Source organism: uncultured Nostoc sp. (assembly GCF_937863485.1).
In the GTDB taxonomy this organism is placed as follows: Bacteria; Cyanobacteriota; Cyanobacteriia; order Cyanobacteriales; family Nostocaceae; genus Nostoc.
Map to the genome: position 1 here is coordinate 37,444 of NZ_CALMFY010000142.1, position 16,823 is coordinate 54,266.

Consider the following 16,823-nt stretch of genomic DNA (forward strand, 5'->3'; position numbering starts at 1 on the left):
CAAACTAAAAAAAAATTAAATTTTGCATAAACTTAGCAATTTTGCTAGTTAATGATAGTCAGGAGCCACATTCAATGCGTAAGATGACCATTTCTGGTTCACCGAGTAGCTAAAGCAAGAGGTTCTTGACCTGGCGAAGGTTCTAACACCCTCAAGCTAGGAAACAAGAAATGGTTTTCCTCTACGTATTGAGCACCAAAGAGTCCCTTTTCTGCCCAGAAATAACGGTCTGTGGTGTGTTCGTTTCGCTTTACGAGTAGCAAGGCCGGTGGCAAAATACCTTCAGCTTGAATGAATCTTCTCGCTGCTGTCACAGGCTTTTCTTCGCCACTTTCGATGCTATATTGAGGCACATGTTCCAAAATCCGCCGTCCTTCCTGACGACGACGACTTTTCCTTTTGCGTCTCCTTGCCAATCTATTGTCCTCCTCTTTCAAGCTATAGATTGTAGTGATAGCTACAAAATCAGTCGTCATTATATAAGTTCTAGTTCAAAATATCAATAGCTTTTAACCTTTTAATGCAAGAAAATTAATATCTTTGAAGATAGAGAAAACAAAACCACCTAAGGATATAATCCCTTGGTAGTAACCATCACTAAGAAGATTTTAGTTAAGCTTTATAAAATGAGTGAGGTAAAAACTAAGTATCCTCTCTTAACATCATGCCTCAAAATCTGTAATCTTGAGCAAAAGCTAAAAAATGTTAATGTCTGCCAGTTCCGATTTTCTGGCTCTGTGTCGAGAGCAAATAGCGCTGCTAACCCAAGGGCTGGGAGCAACTTTAAGTATTGTGTACCTCACACAAGAGTTGGTAGAGACTCCCTCAGGTGAGGCCAAACTGATTCCTGTGGTAATTTACCCAGAAACAGCATTATTACCGTCAGGGGAGGAGACTGCTGAAGCGACAGTACACAAGCAACTTCAAGTTGGAAATGTGTTTACATTACCCAATGATCAGAGAAAGTTATTGACAGCAGGAGCAGAATCTCCAACCTCGTCACAGGAGTCTGAAAGACCAGACGCATCTCAACCCCATCTAAAAGAAGAATACCTACTTAGTGGTAATCAAATTGTTTTACCTCTGGTTTATGAGGGTGTGATGATGGGGTTACTGGTGACGGGTAGGCAAGACCGGACATGGAATGAACATGAGGAAAGTCAGATTCAACGGATAGCTCAAACACTGGCGATCGCTTGTATTTTAGATCAACGGCGGGCATGGTTTGAGCAGCAGTTGCGTGAGCAACAAATTCTCCAAGAAAAACAGGGGGATTTACTGGATAACCTGTTGCATCAGTTTCGCAACCCATTAACGGCATTGCGGACTTTTGGCAAACTGCTATTGAAACGGTTCCGGCCAGCAGACGCCAACCGAGATGTGGCAAATAGTATTGTGCGGGAAAGCGATCGCCTCCAAGAATTGCTGCAACAATTTGAGCAAGTAATTGACTTGACAGAGGCAGATTTAGCACCACTACATCTGGCAGAAGATAAAGTATTTGTAGCAACTATCCAAAAATCCGCTAAACCGCCGCTATTATTGCCGGGAACGGGAGATAAAGCAGTTGACTGCTCGTTAGCAGATATATTGGAACCATTATTAATATCAGCTAAAGCAATCGCCCAAGAGCGAAAGCTAAAATTAATAACTGAAATTCAACATAATTCACCTCTAGTTCGTGCCAACATCAAAGCATTACGAGAGGTCTTAACTAACATCATCGATAATGCTTTAAAATATACTCCTACTGGTGGCAAAATTTTGATTCAGGCGGGGCAAAAAAAAGCTAATTTTCAGGGAATTGTGATCAGTGACAACGGGCCTGGGATTCCACCTGAAGATTTAGAGCATCTTGGAGAACGGCATTATCGGGGTGTACAAGCGCAAACAGAAATCCCCGGCACAGGTTTGGGGTTAGCGATCGCTAAACAATTAATAGAGCAAATGCAGGGCGAAATCGAGGTTTTCAGCCCTGCAATCAACTCTAAGCTAACTTCACCCGATGCGCCGGGGACTACGTTTATTATTTGGTTACCGGAAGTTGAAAACTAAAAGTTAGGAGTCATTCAATTTTGGATTTTAGATTTTAGATTTTTTCTTCAATCCAAAATTCAAAATCTAAAATTGACAGAGTTAGGAGTTAGGAGTTTTCAATTAAAAAGTCGTTTTAATTCACCACTCATCGCTCATAACTCCTCACTCCTGACTATCTAAGTGAAACCAACAAGTTTTGATTAATCGTCATTTGTAAATCAGTATTTGGGTCAATGGCGATTAAGTCAACACTCTTCTTACCGAAGAACAGACCAACCAACGCACCGATACCAGCGCCACCTAAGACTTCTTCTGTGGCAATGGCGCGATCGCCTGTGACAACTGATATTGCAGTTGCTGCACCTGCGCCCAATACAGTATTCTTGATAATTGAACCAGTACTAATACCCTTCTTGACGGTTTCAGTTTTGGTAATAACTTCAGAAGTAGCGTTGAGTTGATACTCCTGACCATTGGTCAAAACCAGTTTCTGGGCAACGAATTGAGAACCGCCTGTAGCAGGTTTGAGTTGACCAATAACCTGACTACCAGCAGGAATCACTACAGATCCGTCTTGCGTAACCACGTTTTGGGATACAGTCAATGTCAAAGGCGCTGTTTCATCCTTTGTAACCAGAATTTTTTCTGCCTTGTCATACTTCACAGGAATAGCAGTCCCTTGGGCAATTGTGACTGATACAGGTGTTGGGGTAGTAGATCCGACAGCCACGACATAGGGCGAGTTAATTGCTGAGGCTTGATTAGAACTAACCAATGCTTGGTAAATAAAAGCTGCTACCTGGGCGCGAGTAGCGGTTGCAGTTGGATTCAGGAACTTCACATTCGGATAGTTGACCACAATTTGCTTCTGTGTTGCTGCTGCGATCGGGCTACGGGCATAGCTAGCGATGTTAGAGGCATCGTTGAAGTATTGCAGAGTGCTTTCGGTATTGCCGCTAGGAGTATATGCCAAACCGTTAGCGAGGGAAACCAAAACCTGCTCACGGGGAATAGCCTGGTTAGGCTCAAAGCGATTTCCAGGATAACCAGACAAGAAACCAATGGTATAGGCTTGCTCAATTGCACTGGATGCCCAATAGTTGCTTGGCACATCAGTAAAATTGATTGTCTGCCGTTGCTGTGTTTTTTGGAAGGCTTTGTTGACCATCGCCGCAAATTGAGCGCGTGTCACCGCTTCTTCAGGGCGGAAGCTACCATCAGGAAATCCGGCAATTACACCTAGTTGAGATAATTGTTGAATAAATTGTGCCGCCCAATAGTTAGATGAAACATCAGAAAAAGTAGTTTGAGCTAAAGATGGCGAAGCTGTAATGAAAGGCGCTACAGTACCCACTGTGACGCTTAAAGCCATGAGTGCAGCTGTTCTAGATTGCCAACGATTTAAAGTAAACATTAATTTTTAACTCCGGTAAAATTAGTTTTTTTACTGTTAAATAATTTAGACAATTTTCTGAAGTATTAGGTTCCCAACTTTTTCTATTTTTTGTAAAGATTATTACCTAAGTAATACAGTCATAATCCCAAAATCTCTGTCAAACGAACTAGGTAATAGCAGTAGTGTAATCACCCTATTACCTCTGAGCGCAATTAAAGAAGTATTCCAATAAATATCGATGCTGAGTAAGACGATATAGAGGTAGAATGGTTGCTATTAAATAAAATTTTTTATAGTTAAAAATGAAGGCGATCGCCCACTATAGTTAAAGTGGCGATCGCCTATCAGGGGTGATTAAAGTCACGACTTGAATTGAGTTAAATCTAATAGCGGGATTGTGGTACTAAATTCTAACTTTAATTTAGTGTGAGCCTTTAATCCTGTGCAGTTCTAAGGACAATAGCAGTCCCTTGGGGAAATAGACTGATACAGGTGTTGGGATAGTAGACCCGACAGCCACGACATAGGGCAGTTAATTGCTGAGGTTTGACACGACATAGGGCGAGTTAATTGCTGAGGCTTGATTAGAACTAACCAATGCTTGGTAAATAAAAGCTGCTACCTGGGCGCGAGTAGCGGTTGCAGTTGGATTCAGGAACTTCACATTCGGATAGTTGACCACAATTTGCTTCTGTGTTGCTGCTGCGATCGGGCTACGAGCATAGCTAGCGATGTTAGAGGCATCGTTGAAGTATTGCAAAGTGCTTTCAGTATTGCCGCTGGGACTATATTCCAGACCGTTAGCCAAAGAAACCAAAACCTGCTGGCGGGGAATAGCTTGGTTAGGTTCAAAGCGGTTTCCAGGATAACCAGATAAGAAACCAATGGCGTAAGCTTGCTCAATTGCACTGGATGCCCAATAGTTGCTGGGCACATCAGTAAAATTGATTGCCTGCCGTTGCTGTGTTTTTTGGAAGGCTTTGTTGACCATCGCCGCAAATTGAGCGCGTGTCACCGCTTCTTCAGGGCGGAAGCTACCATCAGGAAATCCGGCAATTACACCTAGTTGAGATAATTGTTGAATAAATTGTGCCGCCCAATAGTTAGATGAAACATCAGAAAAAGTAGTTTGAGCCAAAGACCGCGGGGAGCATCCCACTTTGATGAGTTTACCTTGCAAACGATAAGTCACTTGCCCACAAGCAAAACCTGCTGATTTAGTCTCTACATAAGTTTGCGTTGGCGGATTTTGTTTATCTAACCGCGATTTCCAATCGCCAGATATTTTTTCTAGAGTGGGATGCTTACTTAAAAACTCTGAGTCTGTAACAATATCGTGAGGTCCCTTAACATTTACTTTAGAATTATTAATGTAGATATTATAATCATAAATAACGTTTTTATTTTGATTATCTTCATTGTTAATATCCTTGCCAGGAAAAGCATAGAGAATGTTCCTTAAAATTCTGACATCTGATGACCCACGGGCAAATATTTGCCCATCTTTAATTTCTGGACTCTGATTATTTAAAACAGCTGTGTTATTGACGATATCAACATGCTCACTTAAAAATGTATGAATCCCTGAACCACCATTATTAAATGTCAAATTGTTTTGAATTAAAGTCCGTCCTACATATGCATCCAAATTTGGGTTCTGCTCATTTCTGGAAGTATCGATAATAATGCCATTACCATCTGTGATCTTTCCCACCGCAATCCAAGGGATGTACATGCGATTGTTATATACCTTGTTGTTGGTCACGAACATCTTGTATCCCCGGTTGGTGTCAGAATTCCAATTGCTCCCCATCGAAATGCCACTGCAACCATAAACACCATACCAGCCATTATTGAACACAGTGTTATTATCAATCTTCACATAATCAGACTGCCCTGCTCCGATACCTCCTCCTCCACAGTCATGCACTTTGTTGTTCAGAATACGGATGTGATGAACATGACCATTGGCTCGTCCGTCAATGTTTATGCAGTTTCCGCTTGTAAGCGGATTTGATCTGTTAGTCTTCTGACTTAATGCATAATCAAGGGTAATATTGGCATTGTTTCCTATAACTTCCAGCCCGTTGATCTCGATATATGAAGCTCCACTTGAAATCAGGATACCGTTCCATGTATTATGCTGAATTTTTGGGAAATGCCCAGGATATGCTTTATACCTAATCCATGCATTTGCAGTTCCAGAACGTTTAATACTTACTACACTCGGAGCTTTGGCTAAATTTGTGTATACTCCGTTCATAATCAATACTGTATCGCCAGGGTTAGTTATATCTGCTGCCTTTTGAATTGTCCTAAAGGCGGATGAAGTAGAAATTCCGCTATTTTTGTCGTCTCCGCTACCACTAACATAGTATATTTTCGGTGTTGAATTCGTGCTGATTAGCTCGCGGCTGGATAGACTCCTTTCCTTGTTAATGGGTACCTGGCGAACGTTTTTAACTAAAGATACTTTTATCCTTTCTCCTTGAGCCAAAAGACTTAATACTAGGGGAATTGCAAGATATGTGCTTAAACTGAAACCTGGAATTACCACAGGAAAAGGCTCCTTTATTGCTACTATTTAACAAAAATATCAGGATATTTCCTAATTTGGAATACTCTTTTGAATAGAGAATATAATAGAGCCGATTTTCCTAGCTCCTTCAATAGCGCAATTAAATAAGTATTCCAAGAAATATCGATGCTGAGTAAGACGATATAGAGGCAGAATGGTTGCTGTTAAATAAAATTTTTTATAGTAAAAAATGAAGGCGATCGCTCACTATAGTTAAAGTGGCGATCGCCTATCAGGGATGATTAAAGTCACGACTTGAATTGAGTTAAATCTAGTAGCGGGATTGTGGTACTAAATTCAAGTTAGAATTCAGTGTGAGCCTTAAATCTTGTGCAGGTCTGAGGACAAAAGCATTTCCTTGTTTTTTCCGCAACAGGACACTCGCACCCGCACCCGCAGCTGCGCCGAGAACAGGTTTTAAATCGTCAATTCTGTTGTTGCCAGTAATTAGTGAACCTAAAACACCAGCACCTCCACCAATAGCTGCATCAGTTAAAACCTGATTTGTGCTTGGTCCCCGTGAAACTCTTTGAGTTGTAGTATATGTCCGAGAACTTGCATTAATCGACTGACGCTGACCATTGGAAAATTCTAATTCTTGAGCTATAAACCGCACGCCTTTTCCTTGGTTTTGATCTGTATCTCTTGAATAATTATCTAAGTCAACAGGTTCTAGCCGTCCATTTACTTTAGTACCGGCAGGAATTAAGACATTTCTATTTCTGTCGAGAATGTCTTTGGCAATTCTCAAGGTTAGAGATTTACTTTCCCCAGGAGCAATAGTAATTGTCTCTTTTTCGTAGGTGACAGGAAAATCAACCCCAGAAGGAATGGTAACGTTTCCGTATTGCCCAGTTCTATATTGCCCAAGTCTGTATTGTGCATTAGCAGGAGCAAAGCCCAATAGGGGGCTAATGACGCTTGTAGTAACTGCTATTGCCATAAGTGCAGCAGTTCCAGATTTCCATTGATATAGGCGAGTCATAAGAGGGTTGTCCTTTGTGTATGTGATGTATGTAATGACGGTGATTCACTGAGTTTGTTTCTGACTGTTTATGAACCTGTCTATAGGCGTATTCCGAAGATAAAAGTGCTTATTATGATGAGGAGTCTGTGCGATCGCGACGCCAAATAGACCATCGTAGACATCGCTCCTCAGAATTTGTATTCTGCTAATGTGCGTTACTAAAATCAGAGGCGAGACACTCATAGGACGCAAAACGAGTATCATCTTGTTCCCAAATCCTGTTTTATTACTTATGTCCACATATCTAAGCCATTGAATAGAGGCGAATGTGGCTAACTGCGAACTCTTACTTTTATTCTAGATTGATTTGCTAGGACTTGGGAAATATTTTCGTTTTCTTAACGAATGATTTACCTGTGGGACTGAAAGATCAACTATCTGCTGTATGTGTATTTAAGATTGCTACTGATGCTGTTTAATCTCTGCGATCGGTAATAACAAAGTATCTTCTATTTGCTGTCGTACTTCACGGCTGACATAACAATCGCTATTAAGGCAATCTGCCAGTAATTTATTGGCATCATAATACTGCCGAAGCAATTCCTTTTGCTCGTTACTGAATTGCCAATCATGACCAATATTGCGATATTTAATCATTACTACTCTTAATTCTTCACACCAAGCCTTCCCATTAGCTAACCACCATTTCTGAGATTGTTGCCAGTCTTGTCTACTTGGTAGTTGCTCTCGAAGTTTTTGCAGCAAATTGTTGAGTTCTGAGTCTAGAGAGAGGTCGAGGGATTGGGAGAGGGATCGGTTGAGATCGAGGGATGTTGAGTCATATCTAACACTCGCATTGTGCCGCAGCGTTGTTGAATGATGGGTTTTATCTTTTCACGTACCCCTTGCACGATCGCATCAATATCAATGCTGTTATCCTGATTTACCTCTGGTTCACTAGCTGGTTCAGTAACTATTTCTTCCCACTCTAGGTTTAGTCTGTCGCAAATCTGGACAAAGAGATTGCGGTCAACAGGTTTACCTGTAAAGAATTTTCCGATCGGCTGGCGAGTTACTTCTAACTCATCCGCTAATGCCTTTTGAGTTAAAGAACAGCGGATCAAAGCTCTTTTTGCTTTTTGGATACCTTCTGGAGAACAGGAAAGCGATCGCCCGGACATAAGCTAACCACTACACTTTTGCTGATTCTAACTGCCAATTTGACAATTCATCCTCATCGCATACATAAGTCATTCATATCCCAAGCCTGTATTTAAGCCTACAACAACCACCCGCCTGTAAAGCTAGGGATGTAGTGATTCAAACGATTTGGGAGTCGGTAAATGTTATTTAAGAAATTTTCTTCAAGAGATGAAGTGCTGGCTGTTGTAACGCTGATTATGGTGATTGGTTCTCTCACTCTTGCAGTTATCGACGAAAAGAGTCGCCCTCAATTTCTCGATTTAACAAAATTTGCTGTCGGTACATATATTGGATTGTTGATACCTCGGTCAAGGTCAAGCGATCGCGATCGCAATTAGCTAAACTCAAATTATGTCTTGGCGACTAGAAGTCGGACAACCATAAAAACGAAACCCGCGTTGACGGGTTTTAATTTTTTATTATCCACAAAAAGCGATTAGCTAAAATAATTCCCAGCTAGCCGACTTCTAGAAGCAATCACTTGGGCATTAAACCGCAGAGGCGCTGAGAGTGGTGAGAAAAAACAATCTTATTTTACGAGTCACCTTGAAAGGGTTAGTGCTATCAATTTTTGATGCGAGCGCAGCAATTCTTGTACTGGGTTAAAATTTATTCACTTGCCATCAACAAGTATGAAATATGGAGTATGTAGCAGTTCTCAATTGCGTGGAATACTGGAGCCAGTTGTATGGGCAGCTTTAACAGACTTGAGTAGAACTGGCGTACCGTTCGTAGGGCTTCCCACAGGCTACGAAAACCGCTATAAACCTCATATTGGAGTCGGAAAATTCCCTAGTGAAATTACATCCTTAAAGGCGAACAGGAGCAGATGTTCTAACCACCAAAGCTCTCAATATTTCTTCTCCAAGAATTTTTTCCGAGATATCATATATATCCCTAGCAGGAATAGACCCGCTACTAGCGGAGGTTCAGGTATGCTTTTGAATTTGGCATAAATAGCTGTTCTAGTTGTGGCTCCTTCAAGAGCATTAATACTTATCTGGGGAATATCTGGATTAAATCCAGTTAGCTCAAGCGTGTATTTATTGCCTTCAAAGGTGAAACTGCGATTATTCAAACTTGTGTCTAGAAATACAAAGTCTGCATTATCTTCTGTATTTGTTGGGTCATTAGGTGTATTTACTAGACCAAACTTGAAGTCAAAAACTTCGCTGATTCCAGTGGGAGGGTTGAAGGATAAATTGAGATTTAAAGGTACAAATCCAACACTTGTACCTTTGAGTACTGTTCCGTTAAAGTAAGTTAAATCAGCTATTTTGAATGCAGAGTTAATGTCAGTTGAAAATGAACTTCCATCCAATGTAAGTTTATTTGAGCCTGTTATTGTACATCCACTAGGAGTATTTGAACTTGCTGGACACACATTAGGATCACCCCAAATAAATGTGTTGCTTCCCACACCTGTGTATGTTGGTTTGGTATCTATATTTTCTGGAGTGGGGTTTCCCCATGTGCCACTAGAGATACCAGAAAAAGTCACAGCATGGGCTTGACCAGAGAAACCAAATCCTGTGGTCGCACTCACAAAAAAACTAGATATAGTAGTCGCAAAAACCAAACTTAGTTTCATAACTTAAGGTTTCAATTCTCATTTTTGAGCTTTTCTCAACTAGGTTTCCAGTCTACGGTAGTAAATTTACGGAAAATACGCTAATATATTATTGTAATTTTTATAAAATATTTATATTATATTTGTATATTTATATATCTTAGTCAAAAAATTATATACATTAAACTTACTTTATGAACTGTGAAAATATTTTAGCACTTTGTAATTAGTAAAACTGTTAGCGATCTCTATCTTAGTTGGTTCGCTGATTAACTGTCAAGTTGATATCAAGCTACTCTGCTTTGACATTCTCTGCCTATTGGGACGCTAATCACGTTCATCCTCAAGGGTTTTCGGCATCTGCTTTATAACTTTGACAAAATCTCTGGCAACAACTGACTAGGAAGTTTAGATAAAGCCAAATTTTGTCCCTGTATCCCTAATTCATTATGAAAAGCACGAATAGTTTTCACTACATAAGTGAAGGTTGTTTGATAGGCCTCTGGTTGTTTACTTAATCCGTTTAAAGCTTGCAAATGGTTATCTAATGCTACTTCTAAGTGTTGAGAACGTGTTGCTTTGTCGCCATTAAAAGACTTATCTATTACTAGCTGATAATGTGCCAGTCCCAGGTTATTATAAGAGGCAAGCAAATCAAAACTTAAAGAAGTACTGCTAAGTGAGTGAGCCAAGGCTATAGCCTCTTCGTAAGCGCTAATACATAGTTGTAGATACTTTTGCCGTGCCTCTTTAGTTGTCTGAGATAGGTTTGCTAGATGCCAGTAGGCAGTACCGAGATTATTTTGTGTAGCGGCGCAGGCACTGGGAACATTAGCTGGAGTGCGATACTTAAGAGCTTCGCTATAAACATCTATAGCTAGCTGGAGATTTTGGGCTGGTTGTTCATATTGTGCCAAATTCCAACAGGCAGTACCGATGTTATTTTGAATCATACCATACTTGAGCGGTTCCTGTTCAGGGTTGTAGTGTACAAGTGCTTCGTTGTAAGCTGCGATCGCTCTCTTTAAATGTACAATCGGTTGATTGTATTGCCCTAGATGCCAGTAAGCAGTACCCAAATTGTTCTGGCAAGCCGCATACTTTAAAGAGTCCATATCGGCTGTACGGTAGCTAAGTGCTTCACTGTAAGCTAAAATTGCCTGCTGCCAATTTTCAGATGGGTGAGAAAAACGAGCTAAATCACCATAGGCTGTCCCCAAATTATTTTGCACACGAGCGTAAGTTTCCGGATGTGTCTGGGGCGAAATCATATTTAACGCCAATTGATAAAATTCTATTGCCTGCTCTATATAAGTTTGTCCTTCCTCAGAATTGGGTGGTGTGCGGTAAAGCATCCAGTAGAGTGTACCCAAGTCATTCAAGATATCTGGGAGTTGCGGTGAGGTTTCGTCATAGCTAATTGCCTCCTGATAGGCAATAATTGCCACCATCAGGTTTTCTAGGGTTGACTCTCCTTGCTCAATGCGAAGGCGGTATAAGGTGCCCAAGCGATGATAGGCTTCTGCCAGTACCTCACCTAGAACTTGCTTTTGGTGTAATTCTTCAATCTCCAACAAAATCTGGTGCAGTTGTAAATAATCCTCCGTATTTGGAGCAATACTAGTGTTGATTGTTGCTGTCAATAGCTCCGTTAACTCGCTGCTAATATAAGATAAAGACGACAGGGATTGATTATTACTCCCACTACCAGACCTATTAGTAGATTCCTGCTGTTGTGGTGCAGCCTTCAATAAATCTGCTGTTGACGGCGAAACTTCCTGGGTTTTATATACGCCATTCCTTTGTATCTCTGCTGGAAAATCAGAATTATTCTCAAACTTTAACTCGGTGGCTGCGGTTTTGAGTTCCGCTTGGTTAACTGATTCATCTAGAATCGATTGCTCAATATTCCCTAAATCCAAGCTTCCAGAACGTGAAAAACTTTCTGGATAGCCCAAATTCTGTGTCGCTGGTGTGGGTTCTCCAGCAAACACAAATACGCCAGTCCGACAACGCCAAAACTGTGGTGCTGATTGCTTGATAGCAGATAACCAAGGACGCGGTATCCACAACAGCAAGTTAGATTCTAGGAATCGGCTGGATTCTTGTGTAGACAAATATTCTTCGCTTAAGCGGAGATAGTGCAAAAATAACCGTTGTGTTGCCACTGGTTGCTTGGTGAGATGCTCCACACCTACAATCTGAAATGCTGGGACTGGAAAAGGTCTTCTTGGGGTATCTTTTGATGCCCCAACAATTGGCGGTGGATAATTAGCCAACCATTGATTTATCTGAATTATGGGATTGGGATCGTTTAAATTCAAACGCAATGTGACTAATCGCGGATAAGCTGAAGTGCTATTTTCATCAGAATTTGATGGCTGATATAGTACCTGTCCAACAGGATAAGCCAATGTAGAGTGCAAACGGGCTGCTACCTGATTTCTTAAGTGTAAATCATCACATACCGCTAAAAAAAATTGTCGTCGTAAGCCAAGACTTAGGGCAAGTTTCAGGCGGTGGTATACTTGCCGATTCCAAGTAGAATTATTGTTGTGTGCAGGATCATTCACGCTCATAGCGGCTAAAGAGCCAAAACACAGTATATATCACCTTTATGGGTGCATCCAAGTGGGCTAAACTCATAATGAAAATGGTTTTTAAGTAGATGTTATGCGGCTTTGAATAAATTGAGCCTTCAGGTTTATAAAAAGAAAAAAGTATACGATTATACTATAATTGCTAATTCAATTTTAACAAAAAATAAAAAAGCAGGTCCCTCTTAAAATCGGAACCTGAAAAACTATAAAGAAGATGAAATTTTATTAAAATGTTTAATGCTCAACTGCTCTGAGAAACAAAGAAGGCGACTGAAACCAAGCCGCCAACCAAAACTGTAGCGGTGATTGCTAGTAAGATATAAGTTCGCTTTTGCCCTTCCGTGGGAGGTTCTGCTTGATAAATCTTTGGTTCCCGGGCAAAATTATTCAGAAGGCCGCCTTCTTCGTTTGTATAGGGCATGAATCAATTCCTTTATCTTTATCGTTCATTTAATGTTACATAAATGCTAAATCCGCTCTGAAACTGCTAGACAAATCGTTACATTGGGCATTGGGCAATTCAATTTTGGATAATGGAATTGATAATAGCGCAGCGTAAAGTCTGCGGCATGGCAACTCTTAGAGACGCTACGCGTAGCTGGCTTTTGAGCAGGGGTACGCTTAGAGCGAGTCCGCGTATCTCTACGGGGAAGCAAGCTAGCAAGAGCGTCTCGTAGAGAGCATCTTTTAGATTAAATTTCAATCTAAAATTCTTACTCCCTAGTCCAGGTCGGCGGAAATAAAGCTACCACTCAAAACAGCCAGAAAGCCCAAAATTAAAACCTTTTGACTTTTGACTTTTGAACGCCAGTTGCTTCAAGTCGGCAGAGCCGCCCAACGCACTGGCTCCTTTTGACTTCCGCCTTGCGGTACTAGTCCCCTTGTCTGCCTTGTCTGTCTATTCCCCATGCCCCATGCCTTAACTAGTAATCGTCCCAGTCAGAGGAGAACTAGGACTAGCATAATCTTTGATGGGCATCCTGCCAGCAAGGTATGCTAGACGACCGGCGACTGTTGCTAAATTCATGGCACGAGCCATTGCTGCTGGGTTTGGAGAAAGAGCGATCGCACTATTAATCAACAAAACATCTGCTCCCAATTCCATTGCCTGGGCGGCTTCTGAGGGTGAACCAATACCAGCATCTACCACCACTGGCACACCCGCATTTTCGATGATGATTTGGATATTGGCGGTTGTTTTTAGCCCTTGTCCAGAACCTATCGGCGATGCCAAAGGCATTACCGTAGCACAGCCTACTTCTTCTAAACGCTTGGCTAACATGGGGTCAGCGTTAATATAGGGCAATACTGCAAAACCTTCTTTAACTAATTGTTCTGCGGCTTGCAGCGTCCCAATTGGATCTGGGAGTAAATACTTAAGGTCAGGTATTACTTCTAACTTCACAAAGTTATTATCTTCCTGCCCTAATAATTTCGCCATTTCTCGCCCCAAACGCGCTACCCGAATCGCCTCTTCAGCAGTTTGACAACCTGCGGTATTGGGCAACATCCAGATTTTTGTCCAATCCAAGGCTTCAGCTAAACCTTCATGTCCGGGGGCCTTGGTTTGTACCCGTCGGACTGCGACGGTGACAATCTGGCAATCGCTGGCGGCGACACTTTGCTGCATTTCTTCAATGCTGCGATACTTACCAGTTCCGGTCATTAAGCGGGATTGGAAGGTTTTGCCAGCAATAATTAGTGGGGAGTCTTGAACGGAGAGTGGTGGGTGCTGTGGAGATATGGCAAGGTGATGCCCGTTGGAAAAATTGGCAGAGTGAGTCAGCATTGGGGTGGAGGTAGATGGCTGCGATTGGAAGCGGGAGTAATGAAAATCTGAAAGTATTGGGTCAGACTTTTGTTCCAAGATTAAATCGGCAATCAATGTCGCTGTTACTGGTGCAAGTAGAATCCCGTTGCGGTAATGACCAGTAGCAAGGGTTAAATTTTGACAGTAGCTGGTGCCAAGGATGGGTAACTCATCGGGGGTGGCTGGGCGAAATCCCCACCAGAATTCTTGGATAGGATAATGCTTTAATTGGGGATACAGCCGGATGGCAGCTTGTAATAATGTTTGAATGCCTTCTGGGGTGTTGTTGGGGGTGAAGCCAACGGCTTCGCTTGTTGCCCCAATAATCAGCTGATCGCGTCTTGGTACGATGTAAATATCCTGCCCAAATAAAACCCGCTTTAAGGGCAATTCCGACGCAAATTCTGGTATCCGCACACTCAGCATTTGTCCTTTTCTGGGTAGCACAGGTAGTGGTAACAAATCATTTGACCAAGCACCTGAAGCTAAAACATAGTGCGCGGCGCGAATTACCCCAGCATTGGTTTGCACGCCAACCACTTGTCCTTGCTGCTGTAAAAATGCTTCTACTGTAATCCCGTCTTTGAGTTTAACACCAACAGACTCAGCCGCTGTCCACAGTACTTGAGCTAGAGCTTTATTATCAACTTGTGCGTCTTCAGGATACCACCAGCCACCAACTACTTCTGCTCCCAATCCTGGCTGATATTGATGAATTGCCTCTTTGTTTAACCAGTAAGCCGGGGATGGGGGGGATGAGGGGGAAAGACTTGCCCTCCTGCTCCCCTGCTCCCCTGCTCCCCTGCTTTCTTCAAAAAAGGGTGTGAGGATACCGCAGGGCCGGTAGCCAGTATTTAAGCCAGTTAGTTCTTCTAGTTTGTGCGTCCAGTCGGGATACAAAGCACGCGATCGCCAACACAATGAACGCATGGCCCCATTAGGGATGTTTTCCGCGTCTGGTGCTAACATCCCAGCAGCGGCATGGGTAGCGGCAGCCTGAAAGTTACGACAAAACACGGTGACGTTTGTCCCGCGCAGTTTTAGTTCAATGGCGATCGCTAAACCAATAACACCGCCACCAATAATTACAATCTCACTAGTCATCAGTCATTTATCATTAGCCATTTATCATTAGTACATAACTAATAACTCATAACTAATTAACTCATAACTTATAACTTATAACTCGTAACTAAAGACGGATCTTATCGTTACCATAAGGCTCGAATTGGTTCGTTGCCTTGGTTTGCATCGCTGGATGGTGTGTTTGTTTGTGAAGTATCTGTATTGCCGTCTGTTGTAGTGTCAGAAGGTGAGGTTGAGTCATTGGAGGGATTCTGGGCAACGTTACTCCTGTTACCAGGTCTTGGGGCTACAATACTGCGCCTGTTTTGGTTTGTTTCAGTTGTTTCATTTCCTTCAGTGGCAGTTTCTTCATTCTTGCTGCCAGCACTGCTATTAACATTGATATTAGCTGGCAGAACTTTGGCTGCTTTGCCACCGGGAGCGTTAGCGGTTTGTACGCCCATAGGAAAGTTGATGCCTAGTAATGTACCAAGCAGAATGGCCAAACCTCCAGCCATTAGAATTAAGGGTGTCCATCTACCCATCTTGTTTTACTCCTTTTTAACCTTTTGGTGTCCACACTATTCGAGAACCTTGTCCCCAAAATCCATCAAACTTTGTCACTTTCACATCGCCTAAAACCTGAGTTTGACAGGCTAAACGCAAATCTGTTGTAGGAGAATGGGGAGGAAGCGAACGCCGTGCTCGATCACGCCAATTCGCTGCTGATACTTCGCCCTCTAACTTAACCGCGCAGGTTCCACAACTGCCAATGCCCCGACAGTTTATTACCTTAGCACCGTCATTGTAGAGGTGAATACTATTTTGCAGCAAAATTTTTCGGAGATTGCTTCCCTGCTCGCAATCAATTGTTTTACCTTCAGCTAGTACTTTAGGCATTTTTAAATTGCCAAACTGGCGTTTTGTTGTATATTGACACATTGTCTCGAAAGTTGTCTCGTCGGTCTCAGTTTTATGACCACAAATTCCTCACCTCAACTTTGGCTCTATGACACTACATTACGGGATGGCACTCAGCGCGAGGGGCTATCAGTATCGATAGAAGATAAGTTACGCATTGCCAAGAGACTCGATCAACTGGGAATTCCCTTTATTGAAGGCGGTTGGCCTGGTGCCAATCCGAAGGATGTACAATTTTTCTGGCAACTCCAAGAAGATCCGCTAAAACATGCTGAAATTGTGGCTTTTTGTTCGACTCGACGCCCCAATACCACTGCCGCAACCGAACCGATGCTACAGGCTATTTTGGCTGCGGGGACTCGCTGGGTAACGATTTTTGGCAAGTCTTGGGATTTACATGTCACAGCCAGCCTGAAGACGACGTTAGAAGAAAATTTGGCGATGATTCGTGACACGATTGAGTACCTCCGTTCTCAAGGGCGTCGGATTATTTACGATGCCGAACATTGGTTTGATGGCTACAAACACAATCCAGATTATGCTTTACAGACATTAGAGGCTGCGATCGCATCTGGTGCGGAATGGCTAGTCCTCTGTGATACCAATGGCGGCACTTTACCCCACGAAATTAGCCAAATCGTTCAAGATGTAGTCAAAGTGACTGGGGAATGGGGAC

The 16,823-nt window shown here is 42.2% G+C and carries 13 protein-coding genes and 2 pseudogenes; 3 read left to right on the forward strand and 12 right to left on the reverse strand.

Translation table 11 applies throughout. From position 1 onward, the window contains the following. Positions 1–98 precede the first annotated feature (98 nt). A complete protein-coding gene (locus Q0541_RS18805) occupies positions 99–416 on the reverse strand; it encodes a DUF3155 domain-containing protein (RefSeq protein ID WP_273769574.1) in 318 nt (105 codons plus the stop codon). A 286-nt stretch (positions 417–702) separates the two neighbouring features. Between Q0541_RS18805 and Q0541_RS18810 the strand changes: the two genes are divergently transcribed. Then, positions 703–2,055: an ATP-binding protein gene (locus Q0541_RS18810; protein ID WP_298913435.1), complete on the forward strand. Its 1,353-nt coding sequence runs from the start codon at positions 703–705 to the stop codon at positions 2,053–2,055. Positions 2,056–2,209: 154 nt separating this feature from the next. Here the strand turns inward: Q0541_RS18810 and Q0541_RS18815 are convergent, their stop codons facing one another. The 5 genes and pseudogenes from Q0541_RS18815 to Q0541_RS18835 all read right to left on the reverse strand — a co-directional run bounded on the left by Q0541_RS18815 (position 2,210) and on the right by Q0541_RS18835 (position 8,159). Further along, entirely contained in the window at positions 2,210–3,451 is a 1,242-nt protein-coding gene (locus Q0541_RS18815) for an S-layer homology domain-containing protein (RefSeq protein ID WP_298913438.1), read from the reverse strand. A gap of 430 nt (positions 3,452–3,881) precedes the next feature. Next, positions 3,882–4,625, reverse strand: a pseudogene (locus tag Q0541_RS18820) (S-layer homology domain-containing protein); the annotation flags it as partial. Between the two features lie 1,657 nt (positions 4,626–6,282). Next, positions 6,283–6,996, reverse strand: a complete 714-nt coding sequence (locus tag Q0541_RS18825) for a conjugal transfer protein TrbI (protein WP_298913441.1) — start codon at positions 6,994–6,996, stop codon at positions 6,283–6,285. 444 nt (positions 6,997–7,440) lie between these two features. Beyond that, positions 7,441–7,743 (reverse strand): hypothetical protein, encoded by a 303-nt coding sequence (locus tag Q0541_RS18830; protein ID WP_298913444.1) that lies wholly within the window; start codon positions 7,741–7,743, stop codon positions 7,441–7,443. 17 nt (positions 7,744–7,760) lie between these two features. Further along, positions 7,761–8,159 carry a hypothetical protein gene (locus Q0541_RS18835; RefSeq protein ID WP_298913447.1) on the reverse strand — a complete coding sequence of 133 codons (399 nt, stop codon included), beginning with the start codon at positions 8,157–8,159 and terminating at the stop codon, positions 7,761–7,763. 162 nt (positions 8,160–8,321) lie between these two features. Between Q0541_RS18835 and Q0541_RS18840 the strand changes: the two genes are divergently transcribed. After that, complete coding sequence (locus Q0541_RS18840) at positions 8,322–8,519, forward strand: hypothetical protein (protein ID WP_298913450.1); 198 nt, start codon at positions 8,322–8,324, stop codon at positions 8,517–8,519. 512 nt (positions 8,520–9,031) lie between these two features. On the opposite strand, the gene Q0541_RS18845 is transcribed toward Q0541_RS18840, so the two are convergent. From Q0541_RS18845 to Q0541_RS18870, 6 genes are all read right to left on the reverse strand, one after another. Then, complete coding sequence (locus tag Q0541_RS18845) at positions 9,032–9,772, reverse strand: choice-of-anchor K domain-containing protein (RefSeq protein WP_298913453.1); 741 nt, start codon at positions 9,770–9,772, stop codon at positions 9,032–9,034. A 344-nt stretch (positions 9,773–10,116) separates the two neighbouring features. Then, positions 10,117–12,330, reverse strand: a complete 2,214-nt coding sequence (locus tag Q0541_RS18850) for a tetratricopeptide repeat protein (RefSeq protein ID WP_298913456.1) — start codon at positions 12,328–12,330, stop codon at positions 10,117–10,119. A 262-nt stretch (positions 12,331–12,592) separates the two neighbouring features. Further along, positions 12,593–12,772: a ssl1498 family light-harvesting-like protein gene (locus Q0541_RS18855; protein WP_273762042.1), complete on the reverse strand. Its 180-nt coding sequence runs from the start codon at positions 12,770–12,772 to the stop codon at positions 12,593–12,595. A gap of 498 nt (positions 12,773–13,270) precedes the next feature. After that, positions 13,271–15,265 (reverse strand): glycine oxidase ThiO, encoded by a 1,995-nt coding sequence (gene thiO, locus Q0541_RS18860; protein WP_298913468.1) that lies wholly within the window; start codon positions 15,263–15,265, stop codon positions 13,271–13,273. A 107-nt stretch (positions 15,266–15,372) separates the two neighbouring features. Further along, positions 15,373–15,771 carry a hypothetical protein gene (locus tag Q0541_RS18865; RefSeq protein WP_298913471.1) on the reverse strand — a complete coding sequence of 133 codons (399 nt, stop codon included), beginning with the start codon at positions 15,769–15,771 and terminating at the stop codon, positions 15,373–15,375. 16 nt (positions 15,772–15,787) lie between these two features. Further along, complete coding sequence (locus Q0541_RS18870; RefSeq protein ID WP_273762048.1) at positions 15,788–16,126, reverse strand: 2Fe-2S iron-sulfur cluster-binding protein; 339 nt, start codon at positions 16,124–16,126, stop codon at positions 15,788–15,790. Positions 16,127–16,201: 75 nt separating this feature from the next. Between Q0541_RS18870 and Q0541_RS18875 the strand changes: the two are divergent. Continuing rightward, positions 16,202–16,823 (forward strand): annotated as a pseudogene (locus Q0541_RS18875) (citramalate synthase); the annotation flags it as partial.